Consider the following 21,642-nt stretch of genomic DNA (forward strand, 5'->3'; position numbering starts at 1 on the left):
CGGTACGCTGCGCAGACATGGAGCTCGCATCCCTCAACCAGCGCTTCGGCGCCCTGCTCGTCGACTGGCTGCTCTGCATGCTGATCGTCTGGCCGCTGAGCGAGCCAGGCTGGATGGGCACGTGGGCACTTGCTGTCCTCGTCGCCGTGTATGCCTTCTTCGTCGGACTCTACGCCCAGACTCCGGGGATGCGGCTGATCGGCATCCGGTGTGTCAACGCCGACACCGGCGGCCCGCTCGGGATCCCCAGGGCGGCGTTCCGCGGCGTCCTCCTCGCCCTCCTCGTCCCCGCGATCGTGATGGACTCCTATGGCCGGGGCTGGCACGACCGCTGGTCCGGCTCCGTCGTGACCCGGGTCAAGCCCTCCGAGTGACCAGGATCTAACCAGACCATCCTGTACGTTCTCCCAGCTCAGAGCCCCTGATAGCCTCCCCGCGCCCCGTCGTCCGTGCCGGGGTGCGAACCAAGGCGGGGGAATGACACACCACAGAACAGGCAGGCGCCGTACCGCGCTGGCCGGATCACTCACCGGTTTACTGATCGCCGCCGTGTTCCTCGGCGGCCCGGCGAGCCCGGTCTACGCCGGCCCGGCAGAGGACCGGCAGCGCGTCCAGATCCTCAGCGAGACCGGCACACCCAGCATCCGCGCAGCGGCGGCGAAAGCCCTGTCCGGTACCGACACCGACATCGCAGCCTTCCTGGAAACCGGCCTGCCCGCCGCCCAGGAACTCGACGACGCGCTCCTGACCGCACAGATCTCCTCCGTCGGCGGGCCACACGTCCGGGCCGCAGCCCAGAAGGCGATGCTCGGTACGGCGAAGGACATCCGCGAGTTCCTGGAGACCGGCCAGCACGTCGCCCGCGAACTTGACGACCGCGAGACCATCCGCGCGGCGATGGCCGCCGGCAGCGACACCCTGAAGCGGGAGGGGCAGAAGGTCCTCGACACCGGTGACTGGGCCGCGCTGCGCTCGTTCGTCACCACGATGCTGCCGAGACTCAAGGTGCAGGACGACCGGATCGCGACGGCCCGGACGCTGTCCTGGGGCGGCCCCGAGGTCGTCAAGGCCGCCAACGCGGCCCTGAACAGCGCCGACGACGCTGCCGCCCTCCGGGAGTACGTGGCCACTGGCCAGCACGTCGCCCGGGAGAAGGACGACCGCGCCGAGATCGCCGAGCTGGTCAAGGCCGAGCCCGCCATGCGCGCGAGCGCTGAGCAGGCGCTGGCTGGCGGCACGGGGACGATCCGCGCCTACGTGGAGAGGTACCACCGGATCCAGGTCAACAGGGTCCTGGCCGCAGGCGGCCCGGAGGTCCGGACGGCAGCGCAGAAGGCGCTCGACGAGGACACCGACCGGGCGTACGTCGTCTTCCTCCGCGAGGGCCAGCACGAGGCCCGCAAGCGCGACAAGGCCGCAGGCTGGAAGCCGCCCACACCCGCCCCGGCCCCGGTCGTCACCGAGCCCACCCGGAAGCCCGCCCCGCCCGAGCCTGCCAAGAACACCACACCGGCCAAGGAAGCCCAGCCTGCCCGGGAGCTGGCCAAGACCGGTGTAGACGCTGTGAGCATCGCCGGAACCGGCGCGCTGACCCTCGCCGCCGGCGTCGGCCTGCTCGTCGCCACCCGGCGCCGCCGCTCAGCCTGACGCCGGGCCAGTACACGAAAAAGGGCCTCCCGCCGAATCCATCGGCGGGAGGCCCTCACTTGTCTGTTCCTGTTTACCGGCCGCGCATCGCGCCGCGCGGCGGGCGCAGGTTCTTCGGGATCGGGCCCTTGGGCATCTGGGGACGGCCGGCGCTGAGCGCGGTCAGGCGGGTCTCCAGGGCGTTGACCTGCTTGCCGGTGATGTTGCGCGGCAGCTTCATGACGGCCATCCGCAGCTTGCGGATCGGCATCTCGCCCTCGCCGTTACCGATCATGAAGTCGTAGATCGGGGTCGAGGTGCCGACCACCTTGCTGAGCTTCTTCTTCTCCTGCGCCAGCAGGCTACGCGCCCGGGCTGGCGCGCCCTCGCCGACCAGGATCACGCCCGGGCGGCCGATGACACGGTGCACGAAGTCGTTCTGCGTGGTGAGCTGCACGGCCGGGGTGACCCGCCAGTCGCCGCGCAGCATCTCCAGGATGGAGGCCGCGGCACCCGGCTGGTTCTCAGCCTCGGCCATCATGGCGGTGTTCGAGCGCAGGTTCAGCACGATCATCACGCCGAGCAGGGCGAGCAGGACGCCTGCCGGGATCCAGAGCCAGGAGTCGGTCAGCCACACCACCAGCCCCACGAGAACCAGCGGCACGAGGACCGCCAGGGCGACGAGGGGTACGAACATGCGGTCCCGTTTCGCGGTGAACGCGAAGACCATCCGAATCTGCTTCAGACGGTCACGGAGCTTTACTTTTTCGGGCTGCTGGGCCTTGGCCATACGCTGAGTCTAGTTGCCGATCAGTAGCCGGGCGCGCTGGCCCGCAGCCACTACAGTCACCGGCGTGAACATGGCGCCCCCACCGTATGGTTATCCACCGCAATATCCGGTTTACCAGCCCCGCCGGTACTCCCGGGCCAGCGCGAGCGTGACCCTGCCGATCGCCGGGGTGGCCCTGGTCGTCCTCGGCCTGCTGATCCTGCCGTGGCAGAAGGACACCTGGCTGTACGAGATCGCGACCGGCGTCGCCGACACCGGCCCGCACAGCTTCGGCGAGTCCTATGTTCTCTTCCTCGCGTACCCGTCGCTGATCTTCGGCGGGCTGCTGGCGTTCGCGGCGAACCTCGACTCAGGCGTCTTCCGCTGGCTGCACTTCGCGTTCGGCGCGCTCGCCACATGCGGGGCCGGCACCCTCGGCGTACTCGGGGCCGGCATCGTGGCGGCGATGTCCGGTGAGGGCCAGGCCGCCGAGAACGGCGGGGCGGCGATGGGTGTGCTCGTCGGCGTGTGCTTCGTCGTCTTCCTCTCGATGCTCGGCTTCGCGTTCCTCAAGGGGCTCGCGCTGCGCATCGTCGGCGGGCTCATGCTGCTGGGCTACGGCCTCACCTCGGCACTCGGCGTCGTCAGCCTCTACGAGGGCGCAGCGGCCGGCCCGTACCCCTCGGCGTTCCTCCCGGCCCTGGGCTGGCTCTTCTGCGCCGTAGGAGCCTTCACCGGCCCCAAGTATGAGTACCGCTGAATGGTTTGGATCTTGAGAACTTGACTTTGATCTAGCCTGAAGTGGCCCGCTGAGGGCGGGGATGCGAAGGCGGAAGGCCGTCTGCATACCGGTGTTGTATGCAGACGGCCTTCCCACTCGCGCATCGTCGTTCTCAGCGGGTCCTTGCGTCCAAAGCCTGCTTGTAGAGGCGGCCTGCCCGGTAGCTCGACCGGACCAGCGGGCCGGACATGACGCCGGAGAAACCCAGCTCCTCGGCCTCGGCCTGGAGCTCGATGAACTCCTCCGGCTTCACCCACCGGCTGACCGGGTGGTGCTTCGGCGACGGCCGCAGGTACTGCGTGATGGTGATCAGCTCGCAGCCGGCGTCCACCAGGTCCTTGAGCGCCTGGGAGACCTCCTCGCGCTCCTCGCCCATCCCGAGGATGAAGTTGGACTTGGTGACCAGCCCGGCCTCGCGGGCCCTGGTGATCACCTCGAGGGAGCGCTCGTACCGGAAGGCCGGCCGGATCCGCTTGAAGATCCTGGGCACGGTCTCGACGTTGTGCGCGAGCACCTCCGGACGGCTGTCGAACACCTCGGCCAGCTGCTCGGGCTTCGCGTTGAAGTCGGGGATGAGCAGCTCGACACCGCAGCCCGGCACGAGCTGGTGGATCTGGCGCACCGTCTCCGCGTACAGCCAGGCGCCGCCGTCGGGCAGGTCGTCGCGGGCCACGCCGGTGATGGTCGCGTACTTCAGCTCCATCTGGGCGACGGACTCGGCGACCCTGCGGGGCTCGTCGGCGTCGAAGTCGGCTGGCTTGCCGGTGTCGATCTGGCAGAAGTCACAGCGCCGGGTGCACTGGTCGCCACCGATCAGGAAGGTGGCTTCGCGGTCTTCCCAGCATTCGTAGATGTTGGGACAGCCGGCCTCCTGGCACACGGTGTGCAGGCCCTCGCGCGTGACGAGGTTGCGAATCTGGGTGTACTCAGGACCCATCTTCGCTTTGATCTTGATCCAGGGGGGCTTGCGCTCGATCGGGGTCTCGGCGTTACGGGCCTCGACCCTCAGCAGGCGTCGTCCCTCAGGGCTCACCACGGTCACGCTCGACAGCCTACGCCCGGCGGAACCCCGTCTGAACAGCGCTGTAACCGGGCTCACCAGCGCGTGTCATATGTCCTTGACAACACTCGGCGTCCGTTCGTTACTCTCTGTTCGACAGGGTGCCAGCGCCTGACGAACGCCTCTGGCCCTGCCGTCCGGCTCACGACACGAGCCGCCGAGGCTGGCGTCACGCCGGCGAAGGTGTGGTGGCACCGCGACAGGCCCCATCGCCCACACCTCCGGGGAGTAGTTCCCACAGGAGGTGTCATGAAACGCGTACTCAGTTCGGAACTCGCCGCCCACGTCGGCGAGAGAGTGCAGATCGCCGGCTGGGCGCATCGCCGCCGGCTACTGAAAACAGTCGCTTTCCTGATCGTGCGCGACCGGGCCGGCCTGGCCCAGGTGGTCGTGCCGTCGGCGGCGGAGCTCGAGGGATTCGGCGAGGAGACCGTGGTCTCCGTGACCGGCACGGTGACGGCCAACCCTCAGGCTCCGGGCGGTGTCGAGCTGACCAGCCCCGTCGTCGAACTGCTCGGCGAGCCGGTGCGCGAGCTGCCGGTCGAGCTGCACCGGCCGGAGTTGTCGGCGACTCTGCCGACGCTCCTCGACCACGCGTTCGTCACGCTGCGTCACAGTACGCGCAAACCTGTTTTTGAACTTTCGGCGGCGGCGATCCGCGGTTTCCGGGCCGTGCTCGACGCGCAGGGCTTCACGGAGGTCTGCACGCCGAAGATCGTCGAGGCGGCCACCGAGTCCGGCGCGAGCGTTTTCGGCGTCGACTACTTCGGGCGTAAGGCGTATCTCGCGCAGTCACCGCAGTTCTACAAGCAGGCGATGGTCGGGGTCTTCGAGCGGGTGTACGAGATCGGGCCGGTGTTCCGGGCCGAGCCGCACGACACGTCGCGGCACCTGGCCGAGTACGTGTCCCTCGACGTCGAGCTGGGCTTCATCGAGAACCACCACGACGTGATGCGGGTGCTCCGCGACGTCGTCGCCGGCATGGTCGCCGAAACCGCACCGGCTGCCGCCAAGCTCGGGATCGAGCTGCCAGCCGTACCGGCCGAGATCCCGGTCGTGCACTTCGCCGAGGCGCTGAAGATCGCTGGCGCGGACCCGGCGGAGAAGGACCTCGCCCCGGCCGACGAGCGGGCGGTGGCGGAGTGGGCGCGGGCGGAACACGGCTCGGAGTTCGTGTACGTCGAGGGGTACCCGACCCTCGAACGCGCCTTCTACACCCACCCCGAGCCGGGCCATGCCCCGTACTCCCGGGGCTTCGACCTGCTGTTCCGCGGGCTGGAGCTGGTGAGCGGGGCGCAGCGGCTGCACCGGTACACCGACTATGTGGCCACGCTCGCCGAGCGGGGGCTGCCGATCGGCCCGTACGAGAGCTACCTCGACGTGTTCCGGCACGGGGTGCCGCCGCACGGCGGGTTCGCGATCGGGCTGGAGCGGTTCGTCATGCAGCTCATCGGAGCCGGCAACATCCGCGAGGTCACGCTGTTCCCCCGAGACCTGCACCGCCTGACGCCGTAGCGACCTTGCCCGTCGCCTCTCCTCGCAAGGGGCGAGGGGCAAACCTTTATGGTTTACTTCCCTTTATGCTGTATGCCACGCCCCAGCTCACATCGGACGACCGGCGGGTGCTGGACGAGATCACCACCATGAGCGAACTGCTCCAGCCGATGGTCCGGCCGACCCGGACCTGGTCCGGCTCGCTGCGCCGGGAACTTTTCGCCCGGAACATCCAGGCCTCCATCATGATCGAGGGGTATCAGACCTCGGTCGCGGATGTGGAGAGCATGATCGCTGGCGGTGAGCCGCTGGACAGCACCAAGGCGAACCTGCGGGAGGCCGAGGGCTACCGGCAGGCCCTGAGCTGGGTGCTGCGGCTAGCTGGCGCGCAGGATTTCGCATACAGCGACGGCCTGCTCAACGGCATGCACTACATGATCGCTGGACATCACCCGCGCACCGAATCCGGCTGGTGGCGTACGACTGGGGTCTGGGTGGGTGGGGGTGCGCGCGGCCAGATCGCTTACGAGGCACCGGACGCCGACCGGGTTCCGGGGCTGATCAGTGAACTGATCGACTGGCTGAACGGTGGCGATCTGGACTCGCCGACCCTGGTCAGGGCGGCGATGGCCCACCTCAATCTGGTCAGCATCCATCCCTGGCGGGACGGCAACGGCCGGATGTCCCGGGCACTGCACACCTTGCTCATCGCCCGGGATGGCCTGCTGGCTCCGGAGTTCTCCTCGATCGAGGAGTGGATTGGCTACCACCCCCGCGACTACTACGACGCACTGAGGACAGGGGGCAGGGTGTGGTCGCCCGAGAGGGAAGCTGGCCCGTGGGTCCGGTACGTCCTCGCTGCCCATCACCAGCAGCTTCAGCTGGTCCGGAACCGGGTGAAGACGCAGTCGGACCTCTGGTTCGCGCTGGAGGAGGCCATCCGGAGGCAGGGCTGGGACGAGCGGTTCGCCTACGCGCTCTTCCCGACGATCAGGGACGGCGAACTCGAAGGCGAGGTCACCGGCCTGGTACATCGGGCGGCTTACCAGGCCGACGCCGGTATCAGCGAGCAGGCGGCACAGGCTGACCTGCGCACGCTGGTCCGCGCCAGCTGGCTGGATGGTGTGGGAGCTGGCAGAGGAAGGTACTACAAGGCTGGCCCTCAGCTGCCCGCCGAACTCAAGTCGCTGGTCAAGCCGGTGTTCGTCCTCGACCCGTACGAGGGCTAGGCCGTCGCGGGGCTGGGCAGGAGCAGGTGGAGGTGTTTCTCGACGACCGGGAGTACCTCGTCGATCGTCACCTCGCGGCCGAGTTCCCAGGAGAGGGAGGTCACGCCGGCGTCCCGAATGCCGCACGGCACGATCTTGTCGAACGCGGCCATGTCCGGGTTGCAGTTGATCGAGAAGCCGTGCTGGGTCACGCCCTGCGCGACCCGGATGCCGATCGCGGCCAGCTTGCGGTCGGGGCCGCGCTCGTCCTGGAGCACCCAGACGGCGCCGCGCCGTTCCTTCTTCTCGTGGATGGTCGAGGTCGGCACGCCGAACTCGGCGAAGACCGTCATGAGCATGGTCTCGACCCGGTGCACGTAGGCGATCACGTCCAGGCGGTCGTCGAGCTTCATGATCGGGTACCCGACGAGCTGCCCCGGACCGTGCCAGGTGATCTTGCCGCCCCGGTCGACCTCGACGACCGGCGTGCCGTCCACCGGCCGGTCCCACGGCTCGGTGCGCTTGCCTGCCGTGTAGACGCTGGGGTGCTCAAGTAGCAGGACGGTGTCCGGGGCGCTGCCGGAGGCGACAGCCTCGTGGATCTGACGCTGCTGCTCCCAGGCCGCCAGGTACTCGATGGTGCCGGCGCGGGTCACTTCAAGGCTCACGCGACCGAGCCTAGCTCGGCGCCTCCCGGGCCTTCCGGGCTCTCGTTAACCACCCGGTAGCCCACCGCGCATGATGGTGCAATGGATCTTGCAGAACTGAGGCGAGGCTGGGTTCACGGCTGGGCCGTGTCCCGTGACGCGCAGTCCCCCGTCCCGATCGCCGGTGGCTACCGGATCGAACCCGGCAAGCCGGAGAACCTGGTCCGCTATGTGCTGGACGAGCACGACGAGGCGATACTGGCGCGCCTCGACGGCGAACCCGCCGGTACGGAGATCAAGGTCTTCGGCGGCACGCCGGAACTCCGCGCAGCCCTCCGGCCCGCCTGGGCGATGTACGACCCGTGCTACCTGATGTCGGTGCCGTTCACCGAGCGCGCGGCCCAGGTTCCGGCCCCGTACGCCGCCGAGCTCGTCCGCTGCGGTCAGGTGCTCACGGCCCTGGCCAGGGACCCGGGCGGTGCCGTCGTCTGCTCGGCCCGGCTGGCCATGGCTGGCGAGTTCGGCATCGCGGACCAGGTGGAGACCCACCCGGATCACCGGCGGCGTGGCCTGGGCGCCGCGCTCATGACGCTGCTCGGCAACTGGGCCGCTGGTGACGGCCTGACCACCGGCCTGCTCGCCGCCACAGCCGAGGGCCGGGCACTTTACAGCTCGCTGGGCTGGGCGGACCACGGCGAGATCGCCGGGGCCTTCCGTGCCAGAGAGGTCACCGCTGGCTGAGGTCCAGCCAGTACCGCCTGGTCGGGCCGAGCGGGGTGTCCCGGACGCCTTCGAGGATCGCGCCGGTGGTCTCGATCGTGCGGGCCGAGGCGAGGTTGTCCACCGCGCACACGAGGAGGACCCGGCCGAGCCCGAGCGCCCGGGCCTCGTTCAGCGTCTCGCCGAGCCCCCAGCGGGCCAGGCCCCTGCGGCGGGCGGACGGCCGGATGCCGTAGCCGATGTGCCCGCGGATCTCGTCGTGGTGGTGCCGCAGCGCGAAGCCTCCGAGTACCTGGCCGTTCTCGGCGATCCATCGTGGCGAGCCGTGTTCGGCGTCCGGGCAGGGCTCGCCGGCGGCGTGGGTGAGCCGGGTCCGCGCGTGTACCCAGGCCTCGAAGCCGGCCGGTGAGTCCACATCGTCGTCGGGGCCGAGGCCGAAGCCGTCCTCGTGCAGGCCGGGGCCCCAGTCGTCGCGGCAGGCGAGGAAGGCGGTGTGCAGTGCCGTCGTGGGCAGGATGAGTTCAGGCATGCGGGCCAAGCTAGCCAGTGCCAGGCCGGCCTGCGAGCCGTCCGCCGCGAGCCCATTCGGCCTTCAGGTGACAGCTGTGCGGCTCGCGGTGGAACTCGGTGTGGGGGAGTACGGGTAAGGGTTTCCCGTCTGCGCGGAGGGCGGCCGGGCGGGTCTGGAGTGGACTCCTGTCGTGTGGCACCCCGGCCGGAACGTGGGTCGACGTAGTGACTTGCGTCACAGTTGCTGGGCGGTGATCACTCCGGCCGGGTTGCTGCCCAGGTCAGACCGGCATAACACCCATATAACAAGGCCAAGGGGTGAACAAGGGGCAACGCGGCACTGCACGCCATTCCACCCAGGCAGGCATGGCTTGTACATTTGCGGCCAAGCTCGGCCGGGCTTACCGCCTCCGAACACCGCCCGAACCAAGTACCCGAAACCCGTGACGGCTGGCGAGGTGGTGCGTTACTACTTATTGAAAATGGGTATCACTTCCGGAGTACACGATGAAGATTGCCTTCGTGGGCAAGGGCGGGAGCGGCAAGACCACCCTCGCCGCCCTCTTCTCCCGCTATCTGGCCAGCACTGGCGCGCCCGTCCTCGCGGTCGACGCCGACATCAACCAGCACCTCGCCGCAGCGCTCGGAGCGAGTGAGGACGAGGCCGTTCTGCTGCCGGCGATGGGCGACGCCCTGCCGGAGATCAAGGAGTACCTGCGCGGCGACAACCCGCGGATCAGCTCCGCGGCGGCGATGGTGAAGACCACGCCGCCGGGCCGTGGCTCCCGGCTGCTGCGGATCAGCGAGGACAACCCGGTCTACGAGCAGCTCGCCCGGCCGATCGGCGGCGTGCGGCTCATGGTCACGGGTCCCTTCGCGACGGAGGATCTCGGGATCGCCTGCTACCACTCGAAAGTTGGCGCGGTCGAGTTGGTCCTCAATCACTTGGTTGACGGGCCCGGGGAATATATCGTGGTCGATATGACTGCTGGGGCCGACTCGTTCGCTTCGGGGTTGTTCACCCGCTTCGACCGGACCTTCCTGGTCTGCGAGCCGACCCTGCGCAGCGTCGGGGTGTACCGGCAGTACGCCGGGTACGCCGCGGAGTACGGCGTCCGGGTCGACGTGGTCGGCAACAAGGTGGAGGACTCCTCCGACGTGGACTTCCTCCGCGAGCACGCCGGCGACGCCCTGATCGGCTGGCTCGGCCGCTCCGGGTACGTCAAGTCGGCGGAGCGGGGCCACCCGCAGCCGATCGACGCGCTCGAGGGGGCCAACCGGGCGGTGCTCGCCCGGCTCAAGGACGCCGTGGACACCACGGAGAAGGACTGGCCGACGTACAGCAGGCAGGCGGCGGAGTTCCACCTGCGCAACGCGAGTGCGTGGGCCAACGCCAAGACCGGCGAGGACCTGGCCGGCCAGATCGACCCGGACTTCGTGCTGGGTTTCACCGTCAACGAACGATAGGAGCACCAGATGTCCCTTGATGTCCCCAGCGCCCTGCTGGAACGCGCCGAGGCCGGCACCGTCACCGACGCCGAGTTCGTGGACTGCGTGCGCGGCTCGCTGCCCTACGCCTGGGAAGTGATCAGCGGCGTCGTCGCAGACCTCGGGCTGGGCGGGGCCGACATGGCCGACCACGAGGTCCCGCCGCCGAGCGAGGCCGAGCGCGGCCAGCTCCTGCGAGCCCTGGCCTCGGACGCCATCCGTGGCGGGCTGGAGCGGCACTTCGGCGTGAAGCTCGCTTTCCAGAACTGCCACCGGGTCGCGGCCTTCCGGCCGTCCGCCGTGGACGGTGAGCGCTACCGGGCGTTCATCTCCCCGCGCGGCCAGCTGCTGAACCAGTCGCCGGAGCTCCGTGACTGCTGAGTTACCAGCCCCGGGGCTCCGGCCAGGCCCCGGGACTGACCTGTTCTTGCTGGGCGGGCAGCCGCGTGGCTGCCCGCCCTCCCACGCCCTGTCGTCCGGTGCCTCTGCGTCTGGGGCCCCGGCCTCTTCTGGCCCAGTTCCGCAGGCCCTGCGGAACTGCGTGGCCTACGCCCGGGCCGCAGAGGCCTGCGGATTCAGCGGCGTCTGGCTGGCCGAGCATCACTTCATCCGGTACGGGAGCATCGCCGCGCCGCTGGTGCTGGCGGCGGAGATCCTGCGGGCCACGAGCCTGCACGTGGGTACGGCGGCGTGCGTCCTCTCCACCCGGCATCCGGTCGCGCTGGCCGAGGAGGCCGGGCTGCTCGAAGCGCTCCACGATGGACGGTTCCGGCTGGGCGTCGCCCGGGGCGGGCCGTGGGTGGACCTCGAAGTGTTCGGTACCGGGCTGGCCCGCTACGCCCGTGGCTTCGCCGAGGCGCTCGACCTGCTGCTCGCGACCCGGGCGGGCACGGTGGCCGCGGCGGGGGAGTTCTTCTCGTTCCGAGAGGTCCCAGTACCCGCGCCGTACACGGGGCCGGTCTGGGTCGCCGCCACGTCACCCGGCACCGTGGCGCTCGCTGCCGCGCGCGGACTGCCGTTGCTGCTCGGGGTACACGAGGACGACAAGTCCCGCCTGGCCCTGCTCGATCACTACCGGGACTGTGGCGGGCCGGGAGACGCGCCGCACGCCGCCGCGTACCTCGCGCATGCCGGAGATCCAGGAGCGCTGCGGGGGCCGTTGCGGGAGTGGCTGGCGACGACTGAGGACTACGTGCGGCTGGTACCGGGCTCGGGCCGCGATCTCGATTCCTATGTGGAACGGCTGCTCGCCGTCAGCCCTGTCGGAACGCCGACTGAATGCGCCGAGAAATTGCGGGTATCGGCAGCGGTAACCAGGGTCACGCACCAGTTGTTGATGGTGGAAGGTGCCGGTTCGCCCGAAGCGGTACTCGCGAACATAGAGAAACTCGGCCATGCGCTGGCCCGCGATTTCTGAGGTACGGTGCGTGACGGCACTATCCCTTTCACGGCCGTGAATCCCCGATTCCTTCTACAGCCGAGAAGAAGAATGAGCGAACCTCAGTTCTCGATGCCGCCACCGGTTCCCGTGCAGCCAGTCATGCCTGTACCGAAGAAAAAGAACAAGACAATTCTGTGGGTACTCCTCGGCGTGGGCGTCGTGTTCGCGCTGTGCTGTGGCGGCGGCATGATCGCAGCCCTCACGAGCGCGGACAAGGACTCCGCCGGCCCCACGGCGGATACCACCGTCACATCCACAGCCAGCAGTACGCCTGCCGCCAGCAAGGCCGCTCCAGCTGCTCCGGCCCCTGCTCCAGACCCCGGGATCGGCGTCGCGGTCAGGGACGGCACGTTCGAGTTCACCGTCACCAAGGTCGGGTGCGGCACGGCCCAGGTCGGCGGCCAGTACCTGAACAAGAAAGCCCAGGGGCAGTTCTGCCTGGTCACCATCACGGTGAAGAATGCGGGCGACAAGCCGCAGACGATGTTCGACTCGAACCAGAAGGCGCACGGCGCTAACAACGTCACCTACTCGACGGATTCCGTGGCGACGCTCTACGCGAACTCCGACGGGAGCCAGGTGTGGATCACCGAGATCAATCCGGGTAACCAGGTGACGGGCCTGCTCGTGTTCGACATACCGAAGGACGCGAAACTCGCGACCCTCGAAGTACACGACTCGTCATTCTCGAAGGGCGCGAAGATCCGGCTTCAGTAAAGAACTCCGGCCCGGTAGTCCTGGAAAGGACTGCCGGGCCGGAAATGTGACGCGCGCCGTTAGCCGGCTTTCGCGTACACGATGATGTTGTCGCGGTAGCTACCTGCCTGCTGGTCGAAAGAACCGCCGCAGGTGATCAGGCGGAGTTCTGAGCCGGCGGTGGCGTTGTACACCTCGTCCGGCACCTGGTCCTTGTTGACCTGCTGGGTCCTGGTGACCACGAAGGACGTCGTCCCGCCGTCGGCACCCGTCACGGTGACCTTGTCTCCGGCGGCCAGTTCCTTGAGCCGGAAGAAGATCCCCGGCTGGGAGTTGCCGTCCACGTGCCCGACGATGATCGCCGGGCCCTTGTTGCCGGGGATCGGGCTCTGCTTGTACCAGGCGGCCTGCATCGGCTGGTCGGCCGGCGGGATCTCCATCGACCCGTCGGCCTTCAGCCCGACCTGCACCAGGCTCGAATCGGCCCCGATCTTCGGGATGCTGACCCGGGCCGGCGGGCCGGACTTGACGTCCACCTGCTGCCCGCCTCCTGCCACCTGGCTTTTGGCCGGGCTGGGCGCTGCCGTTCCCGGTGCGCCAGCCTGGCCGCATCCCGCGAGGGTCACGGCGGCCAGGGCCGCGATGACCAGCACTCGGGTACGCATCACTAGCCCCGCGCGGTCGCGCCGCCGCCGGTCTCGATCCGGCCGGACGGCTTCTCTGCCGAGCCGCCAGCCCCGCCAGCGACCTTCACGGCCTTGTCCTTGTCGACCGGCTTCGGCTTGGTGGTCGAGGCGGTGCCAGTGACGGTGAAGCGGACGGTGTTGTAGGTCTCGCCGCACTGGAGCCGTACGCTGCCCGGGCCGTTCGGGGCCGAGTCCTTGACGGTGGCCGAGGCGACGTAGAGGGCCCCGTTCGGGAAGTCCTTGAGGGTGCCGTACTGGACCAGCGGTTCGATGTTCAGGGCGCCGGAGGTGACGGTCGGCTTGCCGTACCGGATGTCGCACAGCGCGACGACCGCGTACTCACGGCTCCTGTCGGCACTCGTGACCAGATTGATCTCCTCATCCACCAGGAAGACAGAAGTCTGCGCGTAGTCCGGTGGGGTCGAGGTGGTGGGCTCCGGGGTCGGCGAGGCGGACGTGCTGGCCGATGGCGTCGGGGTCGGCGCGGTCGTGGCGCTGCCGGTCGGGCTCGGCTTCGGGCTGGTGCTCGTGCTGGCACTGCTGCTCGGCGTCGGCTGGCCCGACGGCGTCGTGCTCTCCGCACCGGCCGGCGTCTGGCCGACCTGGATGAACGCGGCAAGGGCAGCGGCGGTCAGCCCGGCCAAGACGGCCGGGCGGGTGTGCTTCTTCAAATCGGTACTCCCCCGTGAACGTCCGAAAGAACGTAGCCATCAGTGTCTGCAATGAAGGTGTAAACACGAAAGCTGTTTCACGGTGACGATGAACACTGCTCAGTGAGAGATTGCCCAGGTCAAGGCCTCTTTGAGGTCGCTGTGCATGAATGTGTACCCGGATGAGTCAAGCGCCACCGGCATCGCCCGCTGCCCGCCCAGCGCGTCCCCGGCCAGCTCCCCGACCGCGACCCGGAGCGCGAAGCCCGGTACGGCGAGCACGGCCGGCCGGTGCAGCGCGGAGCCCAGCGCCCTGGTGAACTCCGCGTTCGTCACCGGCTCAGGCCCTGTCATGTTGACCGGCCCGCTGACCTCCTCGGCCGCGAGCAGGTGGCTGACGGCGCCCAGCCAGTCGGCGAGCGAGATCCACGGCATGTACTGCCGTCCGGACCCCAGCCGCCCGCCCAGCCCCGCCTTGAAGACGGGCAGCATCCGGGGCAGCAGCCCGCCCGAGGCCGCCAGCGGCAGCCCGGTACGCAGGCGGCAGACCCGGATCCCGGCGTCCTCGGCCGGGTGGGTCGCTGCCTCCCACGCGCGGCACACGCCGGGCAGGAAGCCCTCGCCGGGCGGGGCGTCCTCGGTGATCGTCCGGTCCCCGGTGTCGCCGTAGTAGCCGACGGCCGACTGGTTGATCAGGACACGCGGCCTGACGGGTGCCGCCGCCATCGCGTGGGCCAGCACGCTCGTCGTCTTGACCCGGCTCTCCGTGATGATCCGCTTGTACCCGGCGGTCCAGCGCCGGTCGCCCACGCCAGCCCCCGACACGTTGATCACCGCCTCGGGCTCGCCCAGGTCGATCACCTCGGCGTACGGGTCCCACCGGCGCTCGTCCGGCCCTGCTGCTGGCCTGCGGACCAGCCGCTGCACCTCGTGGCCCTCGCCGGTCAGGTGCGCGTGGAGGGCTGAGCCGAGGAAACCGGACGCGCCGGAGATGAGTACCCGCATGGGCCTATTGTTCCTCGACCACCGACGTACCGGAGCCAGCTTTCGACTCCCATTCCCACGTTTCGTGCAGCCGGAGCCGGCCGCCGGGTCCCGATTCCACTGTGGAGACGCAGTGTCCGGCCGCCGTCTCGCCTGCCGTGTTCAGCTGCGCGTACCGGAAGTCGAGCCGGTCGCCGTGCCTGGTGCCGACGAGGTGACCACGGCGGATCGTGCCGCCGGAGTACTCGGCCCAGACCAGGTCGCCGTCCTGGTGGTACTCGAAGACTGTCTCGGTGGACACCTCGCCACCGTCCACATCAGACACTGCTCGGAACGTGCGGCCGTCGAGGCTGGGATGGTACTGGGTCATGGGGTCTCCTGATGAGAGAAGGGCGGCTCCCGACCGGGAACCGCCCTTCGCTACGTGCTGGTGACTGCTACAGGCCCAGGTCTGCCTCGAAGTTGCCGGCCTCCAGCCGCTCCTTCACGGTGACCAGGAACCGGGCGGCGTCCGCGCCGTCCACCAGGCGGTGGTCGTAGGACAGCGCCAGGTACACCATCGAGCGCGGGACGATGATCTCGCCCAGCTCCGGGTCGTCCACGACCACGGCCCGCTTGACGACGGCCCCGGTGCCCAGGATCGCCGACTGCGGCTGGTTGATGATCGGCGTGTCGAACAGCGCGCCACGGCTGCCGGTGTTGGTCAGCGTGAACGTGCCGCCGGACAGCTCGTCCGGGGTGACCTTGTTGTTGCGGGTCCGGTCGGCGATGTCGGCGATCCGCCGGGCGAAGCCCGCCAGGTTCAGGTCGCCGGCGTTGCGGATCACCGGGACCATCAGGCCCTTCTCGGTGTCCACCGCCATGCCCAGGTGCTCGGCCTCCGGGTACGCGATGGTGCCCTCGGCCTCGTTGATGTGCGCGTTGACGACCGGGTGGACCTGGAGGGCCTCCACGGCGGCCAGCGCGAAGAACGGCAGGAAGGACAGCTTCACGCCGTGCCGGGCCTGGAACTCGGCCTTGGCCTGCTGCCGCAGCTTCGCGATCCGGGTGACGTCGACCTCGACCACGGTGGTGAGCTGCGCCGCGACCTGCAGCGACTCGACCATCCGCTTGGCGATGATGGCCCGCAGCCGGGACATCTTCACCGTCGAACCCCGCAGCGGGCTGGGGGCGGCGGCCGGCTTGGCCTTCTCGGTCGCGCCAGCGGCCACGGGTGCCGCTGCCGGAGCCGGGGCGGCGGCCTTGGCCTTCTCCACCGCTTCCAGCACGTCCTGCTTGCGGATGCGGCCACCCACGCCGGTACCGGTGAGGGTGTTCAGGTCGATGCCGTGCTCACCGGCCAGCTTGCGGACCAGCGGCGTCACGTACCCGTTGCCGCCCTCCTCGCCCTGAGCCGGAGCGGCGGGCGCGGCGGGAGCGACCGGGGCAGGAGCCACGGGAGCTGGCGCCACGACGGCCGGAGCAGGCTGCACCGGAGCCGGAGCGACCGGAGCGGCCTGTACCGGAGCCGGAGCCACCGGCGGCGGGCTGACCACGGCCGGCTGGGCCGGGGGAGCTGCGACGGGTGCCGGAGCCGGAGCGGCGGCCGGGGCGGCGCCAGCGGCACCGATCACGGCCAGGGCTGCGCCGACCTCGACGGTCTCGTCCTCCTGGACCTTGATCTCCAGCACCGTGCCGGCCACCGGGGCCGGGATCTCGGTGTCCACCTTGTCGGTCGACACCTCCAGCAGCGGCTCGTCGGCCTCGACGGTCTCGCCGACCAGCTTCAGCCAGCGGGTGACGGTGCCCTCGGTGACGCTCTCACCGAGCGCGGGCATCGTCACGACGGTGCCCTGTGCGGCGGACGCCGGAGCGGCGGCCGGAGCGGCGGGAGCTGGCGCGGCCGGAGCCGGGGCAGCGGGTGCCACCGGAGCGGCGGCGACCGGCGCGGGGGCCGGAGCGGCGGCGGGCGCGGGGGCGGCGGCCGGGGCCGGGGCGGCAGAGACCGCCTCGCCCTCGGCGGCGATCACGGCGAGCTCAGCGCCCACCGCGACCGTCTCGTCCTCGCCGACCAGGATCTTGGCGACCACACCGGCCGACGGCGAGGGGATCTCGGTGTCCACCTTGTCGGTGGACACCTCGAGCAGCGGCTCGTCGGCCTCTACCCGCTCCCCTTCCTGCTTCAGCCAGCGGGTGATGGTGCCCTCGGTGACGCTCTCACCGAGCGCGGGCATGGTGACCGAGACCGGCATCTCGTTCGACTCCCTCGTGTCTTCTTGGTTAGGCGTGTGCGTGCAGCGGCTTGCCGGCCAGGGCCAGGAAGGCCTCGCCCAGCGCTTCGTTCTGCGTCGGGTGACCGTGGATCAGCTGGGCGACCTCTGCGGGGTACGCCTCCCAGTTGTAGACGAGCTGGGCCTCGCCGATCAGCTCGCTGACCCGCGCGCCGACCATGTGGATGCCGACGACGGGGCCGTCGGCGACCCGGACGAGCTTGATGAAGCCCTGGGTCTTGAGGATCTGGCTCTTGCCGTTGCCACCCAGGTTGTAGTTGTAGGACTCGACCTTGTCGGAGCCGTACTGCTCCTTGGCCTTCTCCTCGGTGAGGCCCATCGAGGCGACCTCGGGCTCGCAGTACGTGACGCGCGGGATGCCGGCCTCGTCGATCACCGGCGGGTTGAGGCCCGCGATGTCCTCGGCGACGAAGATGCCCTGCTGGAAGCCGCGGTGCGCGAGCTGCAGGCCGGGGACGATGTCGCCGACGGCGTACACGCCCGGCAGGTTGGTCTTGAGCCGCTCGTCGGTGAGGACGTAGCCGCGGTCCATGTTCAGGCCCTGGGCCTCGTAGCCGATGCCGGCCGTCGACGGGCCACGGCCGACCGCGACCAGCAGCACGTCGGCTTCGAGGACGTCGCCGCCGGCGATCGTCACGCGGACGCCGGTCGCGGTCTTCTCGACCTTCTCGAACGGCTTGCCGACCTTGAAGCCGATGCCGCGCTTGCGGAAGGTCCGCTCGACCTGCTTGGAGATGTCCGGGTCCTCGGCGGCGACCAGGCGGGGCAGGGCCTCGACGATCGTCACGTCCGCGCCCAGCGACTTCCACGCCGAGGCGAACTCGACGCCGATCACGCCGCCGCCCAGCACGATGGCCGAGGACGGGACGGCCGTCAGGTTCAGGGCGTGCTCGGAGGCGATGATCTTCTCGCCGTCCAGGTCGAGGCCGGGGAGCGTCTTCGAGTAGGAGCCCGTGGCCAGGACGATGTTCTTGCCGGTGATCCGGCGGCCGGCCACCTCGATGACGTTCGGGGCGACCAGGGTGCCAGCGCCCTCGATGTAGTCGATCTTCGCCGACTTGATCAGGCCCTGGAGGCCCTTGTACAGCTTGCTGACGACGTCGTCCTTGTACTTGTTGACGCCAGCCATGTCGACACCGTTGAGGGTGGCCTGGATGCCGAAGTCCGCCGAGTGGCGCGCGGTGTCCGCGACCTCACCGGCGTGCAGCAGGGCCTTGGTCGGGATGCAGCCCCGGTGCAGGCAGGTGCCGCCGACCTTGTCCTTCTCGATCAGAGCGACAGTCAGGCCGAGCTGCGCGGCACGAAGCGCGCACGCGTAGCCGCCGCTGCCACCGCCGAGGATTACAACGTCGTAACCGTCGCTCACGTGATCTCCTAGAAGACTCAGCAGTTCCGTGGTCATCTTGTCATTTCAGGGTGCGCCTTCGCATAGTGACCCGTGGGTTCCTGTGCCGAAGCACACGTTCGGGGCACGGTCCGGGGCACTGCGGGCGGATTCGCTCCTGCCGCCGGGCCCCCGGCAGCGGTACGCTGCGCGCAGAGCTACGGGAGGATGCTGTGTCCTGGTTCCGGCGCAAGCCCAAGCAGCCCACAGACCGGATGGCGGACAAGTCCCTGGTCGGTGCGGACCTCGAGCACCTGCGCACCTTCGCGCGTTCCCGGCACGGCGTCGAGGCGTACCTGGAGCCGAAGACCGCGGTCACCGAGACCACCGTCGTGCTGATCGCGCACGACGGGGAGTGGACGCGCCGCCGGGTGACCGGCCCCGACGCGGCCGGCAAGCTCGCGACCGAGCTGGGCATCCCGCTGTACGAGGTCACCAAGGTCGGCTACCCGACGCGGATGCGCGAGTTCAACGCCCGGCGGAAGGCCGCAGGGGAGCAGTAGCCCCCTGCGGCCTCCCGCGCTGGCGGTTCTAGCCGTTGAGCGCGATGTCGTCGATCGTCTCGAGCAGGGTGCGGACCGGCACGCCGGTGCTGCCCTTGGTGACGTAGCCGTAGGCCTCGCCCGAGTGGTAGGACGGGCCGGCGATGTCGATGTGCGCGAACTGCACGCCCTCCGACACGAACTCCGACAGGAAGATGCCGCCCTGGAGCATGTGGCCGCCCCGGTCCATCCCGGCCGAGACCTGGAGGATGTCCGCGATGTCCGACTCCATGTTCTTCTTGATGTCGTCCGGCAGCGGCATGGCCCAGCCGGGCTCGCCGACCCGGTCGCCGGCCGCCTGCACGCGGGCGGTCAGCTCGGGGGTGCCCATCAGGCCGGAGACCCGCTTGCCGAGCGCGACGACCTGGCCGCCGGTCAGGGTGGCGGTCTCCAGCAGGTAGTCCGGGTTGTCCTCGCAGGCCCGCGCGAGGGCGTCGCCCAGGATCATCCGGCCCTCGGCGTCGGTGTTGAGCACCTCGACCTTCTTGCCGCCGTACATGGTGACGATGTCACCGGGGCGGTAGGCGGAACCGGAGGCCATGTTCTCGGCCATCGGGATGTAGGCGACGATCTCGACGGACGGCTTGAGGGCCGCGACGGCGAGCATGGTGGCGGCCACGGCTGCGGCACCGCCCATGTCGCTCTTCATCTCCCACATGCCGGCGGCCGGCTTGATGGAGACGCCGCCGGTGTCGAAGGTGATGCCCTTGCCGACCAGCGCCACCTTCTTGCCCGAGCTGGCGCCCTTGGGGGTGTACGCCAGGCGGACCATCCGGGGGAGCGCCTCGGAGCCCATGCCGACGGCGAGGATGCCGCCGTAGCCACCGGCCTGCAGCGCCTTCTCGTCGAGCACCTCGACCTCGAGGCCGGCCTTCTTGGCCGCCTCTGCGACGAAGTCGGCGAACGACGGCGGGCGCAGCTCGTTCGGGGCGGTGTTCACCCAGTCGCGGCACTGGGCCACGGCGTCGGCGACCACACCGGCCCGGCTGATCTCGGCCTGGGCCGCGGCGTCGTCGGCGGCGGGGACCAGGACGGTCACCGTGCCGACGGCGTCCTTACCTGACGGCTTCGACTTGTACCCGGCGAACTGGTACGAGCCGAGCAGCGCGCCCTCGGCCACTGCCCGCAGGCCGCCGTCCTCTTCGGACAGCGCGGGCAGGGCGAGCGCGACCTTGGCGGAGCCGGCCAGGGCACGGACGGCCGAACCGGAGGCGCGGCGCAGGTTCTCGGCGGGGGCGGTGCCCGGCTTGCCGAGGCCGACGGCGGCGATCACCGGGGCGGTGGTGGCACCGAGCGAGGCGAGCTTGGTGACCTCGCCAACGGAGCCGGTCGCGCCGAGCAGGGCAAGGGTCGCGGCGAGCTTGCCGTCGAAGGCGGCGTCGACACCCTCGGCACCCTGAGCCAGCAAGGGGGCAGCGGCGGGGTCTTCGTCGCTGTACACGCCGACGACGATGGCGTCGACGGGAAGTTCTGCCGGATCGGTGTCGGCGAGGGCGAGCGTGGTCACACGAAGCTCCGTTGGTCGGTGGATAACGATTTCCTCAGCGATNCTAACCACAGAACATCACACGATAAGTTGCAACCATGACAGACGAGCTTCTCCGTTCACCCTTGCACGACCGGCACCTCGCACTGGGTGCGAAGTTCGCCCCGTTTGGTGGCTGGGAGATGCCGCTGGAGTACGCCGGTGGCGGCGTTCTCAAGGAGCACGCGGCGGTCCGTGAGTCCGTAGGTGTGTTCGACGTCTCCCACCTCGGCAAGGCGACCGTGACCGGCCCGGGTGCCGCGGACTTCATCAACCGGTGCCTGACGAACGATCTCGGCCGGATCGCGCCGGGCAAGGCGCAGTACACGCTGTGCTGTGACGAGACCGGTGGCGTGGTCGACGACCTGATCGCCTACCTGCACGGTCCCGAGCACGTGTTCCTCATCCCGAACGCCGCGAACACCACCGAGGTCGTCCGCCGGCTCCAGGCCGCAGCGCCCGAGGGCGTGACCATCGTCAACGAGCACGCCGACTACGCCGTCCTGGCCGTCCAGGGCCCGCGTTCGGCGGAGCTGCTGGCGAAGCTGGGCCTGCCGACCGACCACGACTACATGTCCTTCGAGGTCGCGAAGCTGGGCTCGGCCGAGCTGACCGTGTGCCGTACCGGTTACACCGGTGAGCACGGCTACGAGCTGGTCGTCCCGTCCGCCCAGGCCGGCGAGGTGTGGGACGCGCTGTTCGGCACGGACATCGAGGTACGCGCGGCCGGGCTGGCCGCCCGCGACACGCTGCGGACCGAGATGGGCTACCCGCTGCACGGGCAGGACCTGTCGATGGAGATCTCCCCGGTGCAGGCGCGCGCGGGCTGGGCCGTCGGCTGGAAGAAGCCGGAGTTCTGGGGCCGCGAGGCGCTGGTGGCCGAGAAGGCCGCGCCGCAGCGCACCCTGTGGGGCCTGCTCGCTACGGACCGGGGCATCCCGCGTGCGCACATGACGGTGCTGCGTCCCGGTACGGACGAGGCGATCGGTGAGGTCACGAGCGGCACGTTCTCCCCGACGAAGAAGATCGGCATCGCGCTGGCCCTGATCAGTACCGCTTCGGGGCTGACGGAGGGTGACGAGGTCGAGCTGGACGTCCGGGGCCGCCGTTCCGTGGCGAAGATCGTCAAGCCGCCGTTCGTGAACCCGTCTGTCCGCTAGC

Annotated in this window: 23 protein-coding genes and 1 pseudogene; 13 read left to right on the forward strand and 11 right to left on the reverse strand. The window is 69.7% G+C overall.

Annotated elements, in window-relative coordinates:
- Nucleotides 1-17 precede the first annotated feature (17 nt).
- Together A3G1_RS0131365 and A3G1_RS0131370 are read left to right on the forward strand one after the other, a co-directional pair.
- The gene (locus A3G1_RS0131365) at nt 18-374 is read left to right on the forward strand and encodes an RDD family protein (protein ID WP_018353463.1); all 357 of its coding nucleotides are present in this window, start codon (nt 18-20) and stop codon (nt 372-374) included.
- Nucleotides 375-477: 103 nt separating this feature from the next.
- Nucleotides 478-1,647, forward strand: a complete 1,170-nt coding sequence (locus A3G1_RS0131370) for an ALF repeat-containing protein (RefSeq protein WP_018353464.1) — start codon at nt 478-480, stop codon at nt 1,645-1,647.
- 73 nt (nt 1,648-1,720) lie between these two features.
- Here the strand turns inward: A3G1_RS0131370 and A3G1_RS0131375 are convergent, their stop codons facing one another.
- Nucleotides 1,721-2,416, reverse strand: a complete 696-nt coding sequence (locus A3G1_RS0131375; RefSeq protein ID WP_026212706.1) for a DUF4191 domain-containing protein — start codon at nt 2,414-2,416, stop codon at nt 1,721-1,723.
- A gap of 148 nt (nt 2,417-2,564) precedes the next feature.
- Between A3G1_RS0131375 and A3G1_RS0131380 the strand changes: the two genes are divergently transcribed.
- A complete protein-coding gene (locus A3G1_RS0131380) occupies nt 2,565-3,155 on the forward strand; it encodes a hypothetical protein (RefSeq protein WP_018353466.1) in 591 nt (196 codons plus the stop codon).
- A 133-nt stretch (nt 3,156-3,288) separates the two neighbouring features.
- Here the strand turns inward: A3G1_RS0131380 and lipA are convergent, their stop codons facing one another.
- Nucleotides 3,289-4,218, reverse strand: coding sequence for a lipoyl synthase (gene lipA, locus A3G1_RS0131385; RefSeq protein WP_018353467.1), 930 nt, complete (start codon nt 4,216-4,218; stop codon nt 3,289-3,291).
- 267 nt (nt 4,219-4,485) lie between these two features.
- Here lipA and aspS point away from each other — a divergent pair, with 267 nt between their 5' ends.
- Together aspS and A3G1_RS0131395 are read left to right on the forward strand one after the other, a co-directional pair.
- Nucleotides 4,486-5,751, forward strand: a complete 1,266-nt coding sequence (gene aspS, locus A3G1_RS0131390) for an aspartate--tRNA(Asn) ligase (protein ID WP_018353468.1) — start codon at nt 4,486-4,488, stop codon at nt 5,749-5,751.
- A 65-nt stretch (nt 5,752-5,816) separates the two neighbouring features.
- Complete coding sequence (locus A3G1_RS0131395; RefSeq protein WP_018353469.1) at nt 5,817-6,959, forward strand: Fic family protein; 1,143 nt, start codon at nt 5,817-5,819, stop codon at nt 6,957-6,959.
- Here the strand turns inward: A3G1_RS0131395 and lipB are convergent.
- Nucleotides 6,956-7,609 (reverse strand): annotated as a pseudogene (gene lipB, locus A3G1_RS0131400) (lipoyl(octanoyl) transferase LipB); the annotation flags it as partial. The gene A3G1_RS0131395 and the pseudogene lipB sit on opposite strands and share 4 nt — an antisense overlap.
- A gap of 78 nt (nt 7,610-7,687) precedes the next feature.
- Here lipB and A3G1_RS37785 point away from each other — a divergent pair.
- Nucleotides 7,688-8,326 (forward strand): GNAT family N-acetyltransferase, encoded by a 639-nt coding sequence (locus A3G1_RS37785; protein WP_157641540.1) that lies wholly within the window; start codon nt 7,688-7,690, stop codon nt 8,324-8,326.
- Here the strand turns inward: A3G1_RS37785 and A3G1_RS0131410 are convergent.
- Nucleotides 8,313-8,834, reverse strand: coding sequence for a GNAT family N-acetyltransferase (locus tag A3G1_RS0131410; RefSeq protein ID WP_018353472.1), 522 nt, complete (start codon nt 8,832-8,834; stop codon nt 8,313-8,315). The genes A3G1_RS37785 and A3G1_RS0131410 overlap by 14 nt on opposite strands.
- 488 nt (nt 8,835-9,322) lie before the next feature.
- Between A3G1_RS0131410 and A3G1_RS0131420 the strand changes: the two genes are divergently transcribed.
- The 4 genes from A3G1_RS0131420 (at nt 9,323) to A3G1_RS0131435 (ending at nt 12,461) form a co-directional block, all read left to right on the forward strand.
- Entirely contained in the window at nt 9,323-10,282 is a 960-nt protein-coding gene (locus A3G1_RS0131420; RefSeq protein WP_018353473.1) for an ATP-binding protein, read from the forward strand.
- A gap of 9 nt (nt 10,283-10,291) precedes the next feature.
- The gene (locus A3G1_RS0131425; protein ID WP_018353474.1) at nt 10,292-10,684 is read left to right on the forward strand and encodes an SCO5389 family protein; all 393 of its coding nucleotides are present in this window, start codon (nt 10,292-10,294) and stop codon (nt 10,682-10,684) included.
- Nucleotides 10,674-11,720: an LLM class flavin-dependent oxidoreductase gene (locus tag A3G1_RS37790; protein WP_085985756.1), complete on the forward strand. Its 1,047-nt coding sequence runs from the start codon at nt 10,674-10,676 to the stop codon at nt 11,718-11,720. The genes A3G1_RS0131425 and A3G1_RS37790 overlap by 11 nt, the downstream gene beginning before the upstream one ends.
- A 123-nt stretch (nt 11,721-11,843) precedes the next feature.
- On the forward strand, nt 11,844-12,461 hold the full coding sequence (locus A3G1_RS0131435; RefSeq protein ID WP_157641541.1) for a DUF4352 domain-containing protein: 618 nt from the start codon (nt 11,844-11,846) through the stop codon (nt 12,459-12,461).
- 59 nt (nt 12,462-12,520) lie between these two features.
- Here the strand turns inward: A3G1_RS0131435 and A3G1_RS0131440 are convergent, their stop codons facing one another.
- Nucleotides 12,521-13,105, reverse strand: a complete 585-nt coding sequence (locus A3G1_RS0131440; protein WP_051110739.1) for a class F sortase — start codon at nt 13,103-13,105, stop codon at nt 12,521-12,523.
- Between the two features lie 2 nt (nt 13,106-13,107).
- Complete coding sequence (locus A3G1_RS0131445; protein ID WP_018353478.1) at nt 13,108-13,512, reverse strand: hypothetical protein; 405 nt, start codon at nt 13,510-13,512, stop codon at nt 13,108-13,110.
- A gap of 43 nt (nt 13,513-13,555) precedes the next feature.
- Here A3G1_RS0131445 and A3G1_RS0131450 point away from each other — a divergent pair, with 43 nt between their 5' ends.
- Nucleotides 13,556-13,852: a hypothetical protein gene (locus tag A3G1_RS0131450; RefSeq protein WP_157641542.1), complete on the forward strand. Its 297-nt coding sequence runs from the start codon at nt 13,556-13,558 to the stop codon at nt 13,850-13,852.
- A gap of 44 nt (nt 13,853-13,896) precedes the next feature.
- On the opposite strand, the gene A3G1_RS0131455 is transcribed toward A3G1_RS0131450, so the two are convergent.
- From A3G1_RS0131455 to lpdA, 4 genes are all read right to left on the reverse strand, one after another.
- Entirely contained in the window at nt 13,897-14,781 is an 885-nt protein-coding gene (locus tag A3G1_RS0131455; protein WP_018353480.1) for a TIGR01777 family oxidoreductase, read from the reverse strand.
- 4 nt (nt 14,782-14,785) lie between these two features.
- Nucleotides 14,786-15,130 carry an avidin-fold protein gene (locus A3G1_RS0131460; protein ID WP_018353481.1) on the reverse strand — a complete coding sequence of 115 codons (345 nt, stop codon included), beginning with the start codon at nt 15,128-15,130 and terminating at the stop codon, nt 14,786-14,788.
- Nucleotides 15,131-15,197: 67 nt separating this feature from the next.
- Nucleotides 15,198-16,991, reverse strand: coding sequence for a 2-oxoglutarate dehydrogenase, E2 component, dihydrolipoamide succinyltransferase (sucB, locus tag A3G1_RS0131465; protein WP_018353482.1), 1,794 nt, complete (start codon nt 16,989-16,991; stop codon nt 15,198-15,200).
- A gap of 28 nt (nt 16,992-17,019) precedes the next feature.
- Nucleotides 17,020-18,396 (reverse strand): dihydrolipoyl dehydrogenase, encoded by a 1,377-nt coding sequence (gene lpdA / locus A3G1_RS0131470; protein WP_018353483.1) that lies wholly within the window; start codon nt 18,394-18,396, stop codon nt 17,020-17,022.
- Nucleotides 18,397-18,587: 191 nt separating this feature from the next.
- Here lpdA and A3G1_RS0131475 point away from each other — a divergent pair, with 191 nt between their 5' ends.
- Complete coding sequence (locus A3G1_RS0131475) at nt 18,588-18,917, forward strand: hypothetical protein (protein WP_018353484.1); 330 nt, start codon at nt 18,588-18,590, stop codon at nt 18,915-18,917.
- 28 nt (nt 18,918-18,945) lie between these two features.
- On the opposite strand, the gene A3G1_RS0131480 is transcribed toward A3G1_RS0131475, so the two are convergent.
- Nucleotides 18,946-20,463 carry a leucyl aminopeptidase gene (locus tag A3G1_RS0131480; RefSeq protein ID WP_018353485.1) on the reverse strand — a complete coding sequence of 506 codons (1,518 nt, stop codon included), beginning with the start codon at nt 20,461-20,463 and terminating at the stop codon, nt 18,946-18,948.
- 77 nt (nt 20,464-20,540) lie between these two features.
- On the opposite strand from A3G1_RS0131480, the gene gcvT reads away from it, so the two are divergent.
- Entirely contained in the window at nt 20,541-21,641 is a 1,101-nt protein-coding gene (gcvT, locus tag A3G1_RS0131485) for a glycine cleavage system aminomethyltransferase GcvT (RefSeq protein ID WP_026212710.1), read from the forward strand.
- Nucleotide 21,642: the final 1 nt, after the last annotated feature.

The sequence above is a fragment of the Longispora albida DSM 44784 genome, assembly GCF_000379825.1.
Classification (GTDB): domain Bacteria; phylum Actinomycetota; class Actinomycetes; order Mycobacteriales; family Micromonosporaceae; genus Longispora; species Longispora albida.

Excerpts from the sequence above, each read along its gene's own strand:
- A3G1_RS0131365 (WP_018353463.1), top strand. The coding sequence starts at position 18 with ATGGAGCTCGCATCCCTCAACCAGCGCTTCGGCGCCCTGCTCGTCGAC.
- A3G1_RS0131370 (WP_018353464.1), top strand. The coding sequence starts at position 478 with ATGACACACCACAGAACAGGCAGGCGCCGTACCGCGCTGGCCGGATCA.
- A3G1_RS0131375 (WP_026212706.1), bottom strand. The coding sequence starts at position 2,416 with ATGGCCAAGGCCCAGCAGCCCGAAAAAGTAAAGCTCCGTGACCGTCTG.
- aspS (WP_018353468.1), top strand. The coding sequence starts at position 4,486 with ATGAAACGCGTACTCAGTTCGGAACTCGCCGCCCACGTCGGCGAGAGA.
- A3G1_RS0131395 (WP_018353469.1), top strand. The coding sequence starts at position 5,817 with ATGCTGTATGCCACGCCCCAGCTCACATCGGACGACCGGCGGGTGCTG.
- A3G1_RS37785 (WP_157641540.1), top strand. The coding sequence starts at position 7,688 with ATGGATCTTGCAGAACTGAGGCGAGGCTGGGTTCACGGCTGGGCCGTG.
- A3G1_RS0131410 (WP_018353472.1), bottom strand. The coding sequence starts at position 8,834 with ATGCCTGAACTCATCCTGCCCACGACGGCACTGCACACCGCCTTCCTC.
- A3G1_RS0131420 (WP_018353473.1), top strand. The coding sequence starts at position 9,323 with ATGAAGATTGCCTTCGTGGGCAAGGGCGGGAGCGGCAAGACCACCCTC.
- A3G1_RS0131425 (WP_018353474.1), top strand. The coding sequence starts at position 10,292 with ATGTCCCTTGATGTCCCCAGCGCCCTGCTGGAACGCGCCGAGGCCGGC.
- A3G1_RS0131435 (WP_157641541.1), top strand. The coding sequence starts at position 11,844 with ATGCCTGTACCGAAGAAAAAGAACAAGACAATTCTGTGGGTACTCCTC.
- A3G1_RS0131440 (WP_051110739.1), bottom strand. The coding sequence starts at position 13,105 with ATGCGTACCCGAGTGCTGGTCATCGCGGCCCTGGCCGCCGTGACCCTC.
- A3G1_RS0131455 (WP_018353480.1), bottom strand. The coding sequence starts at position 14,781 with ATGCGGGTACTCATCTCCGGCGCGTCCGGTTTCCTCGGCTCAGCCCTC.
- A3G1_RS0131460 (WP_018353481.1), bottom strand. The coding sequence starts at position 15,130 with ATGACCCAGTACCATCCCAGCCTCGACGGCCGCACGTTCCGAGCAGTG.
- sucB (WP_018353482.1), bottom strand. The coding sequence starts at position 16,991 with ATGCCGGTCTCGGTCACCATGCCCGCGCTCGGTGAGAGCGTCACCGAG.
- gcvT (WP_026212710.1), top strand. The coding sequence starts at position 20,541 with ATGACAGACGAGCTTCTCCGTTCACCCTTGCACGACCGGCACCTCGCA.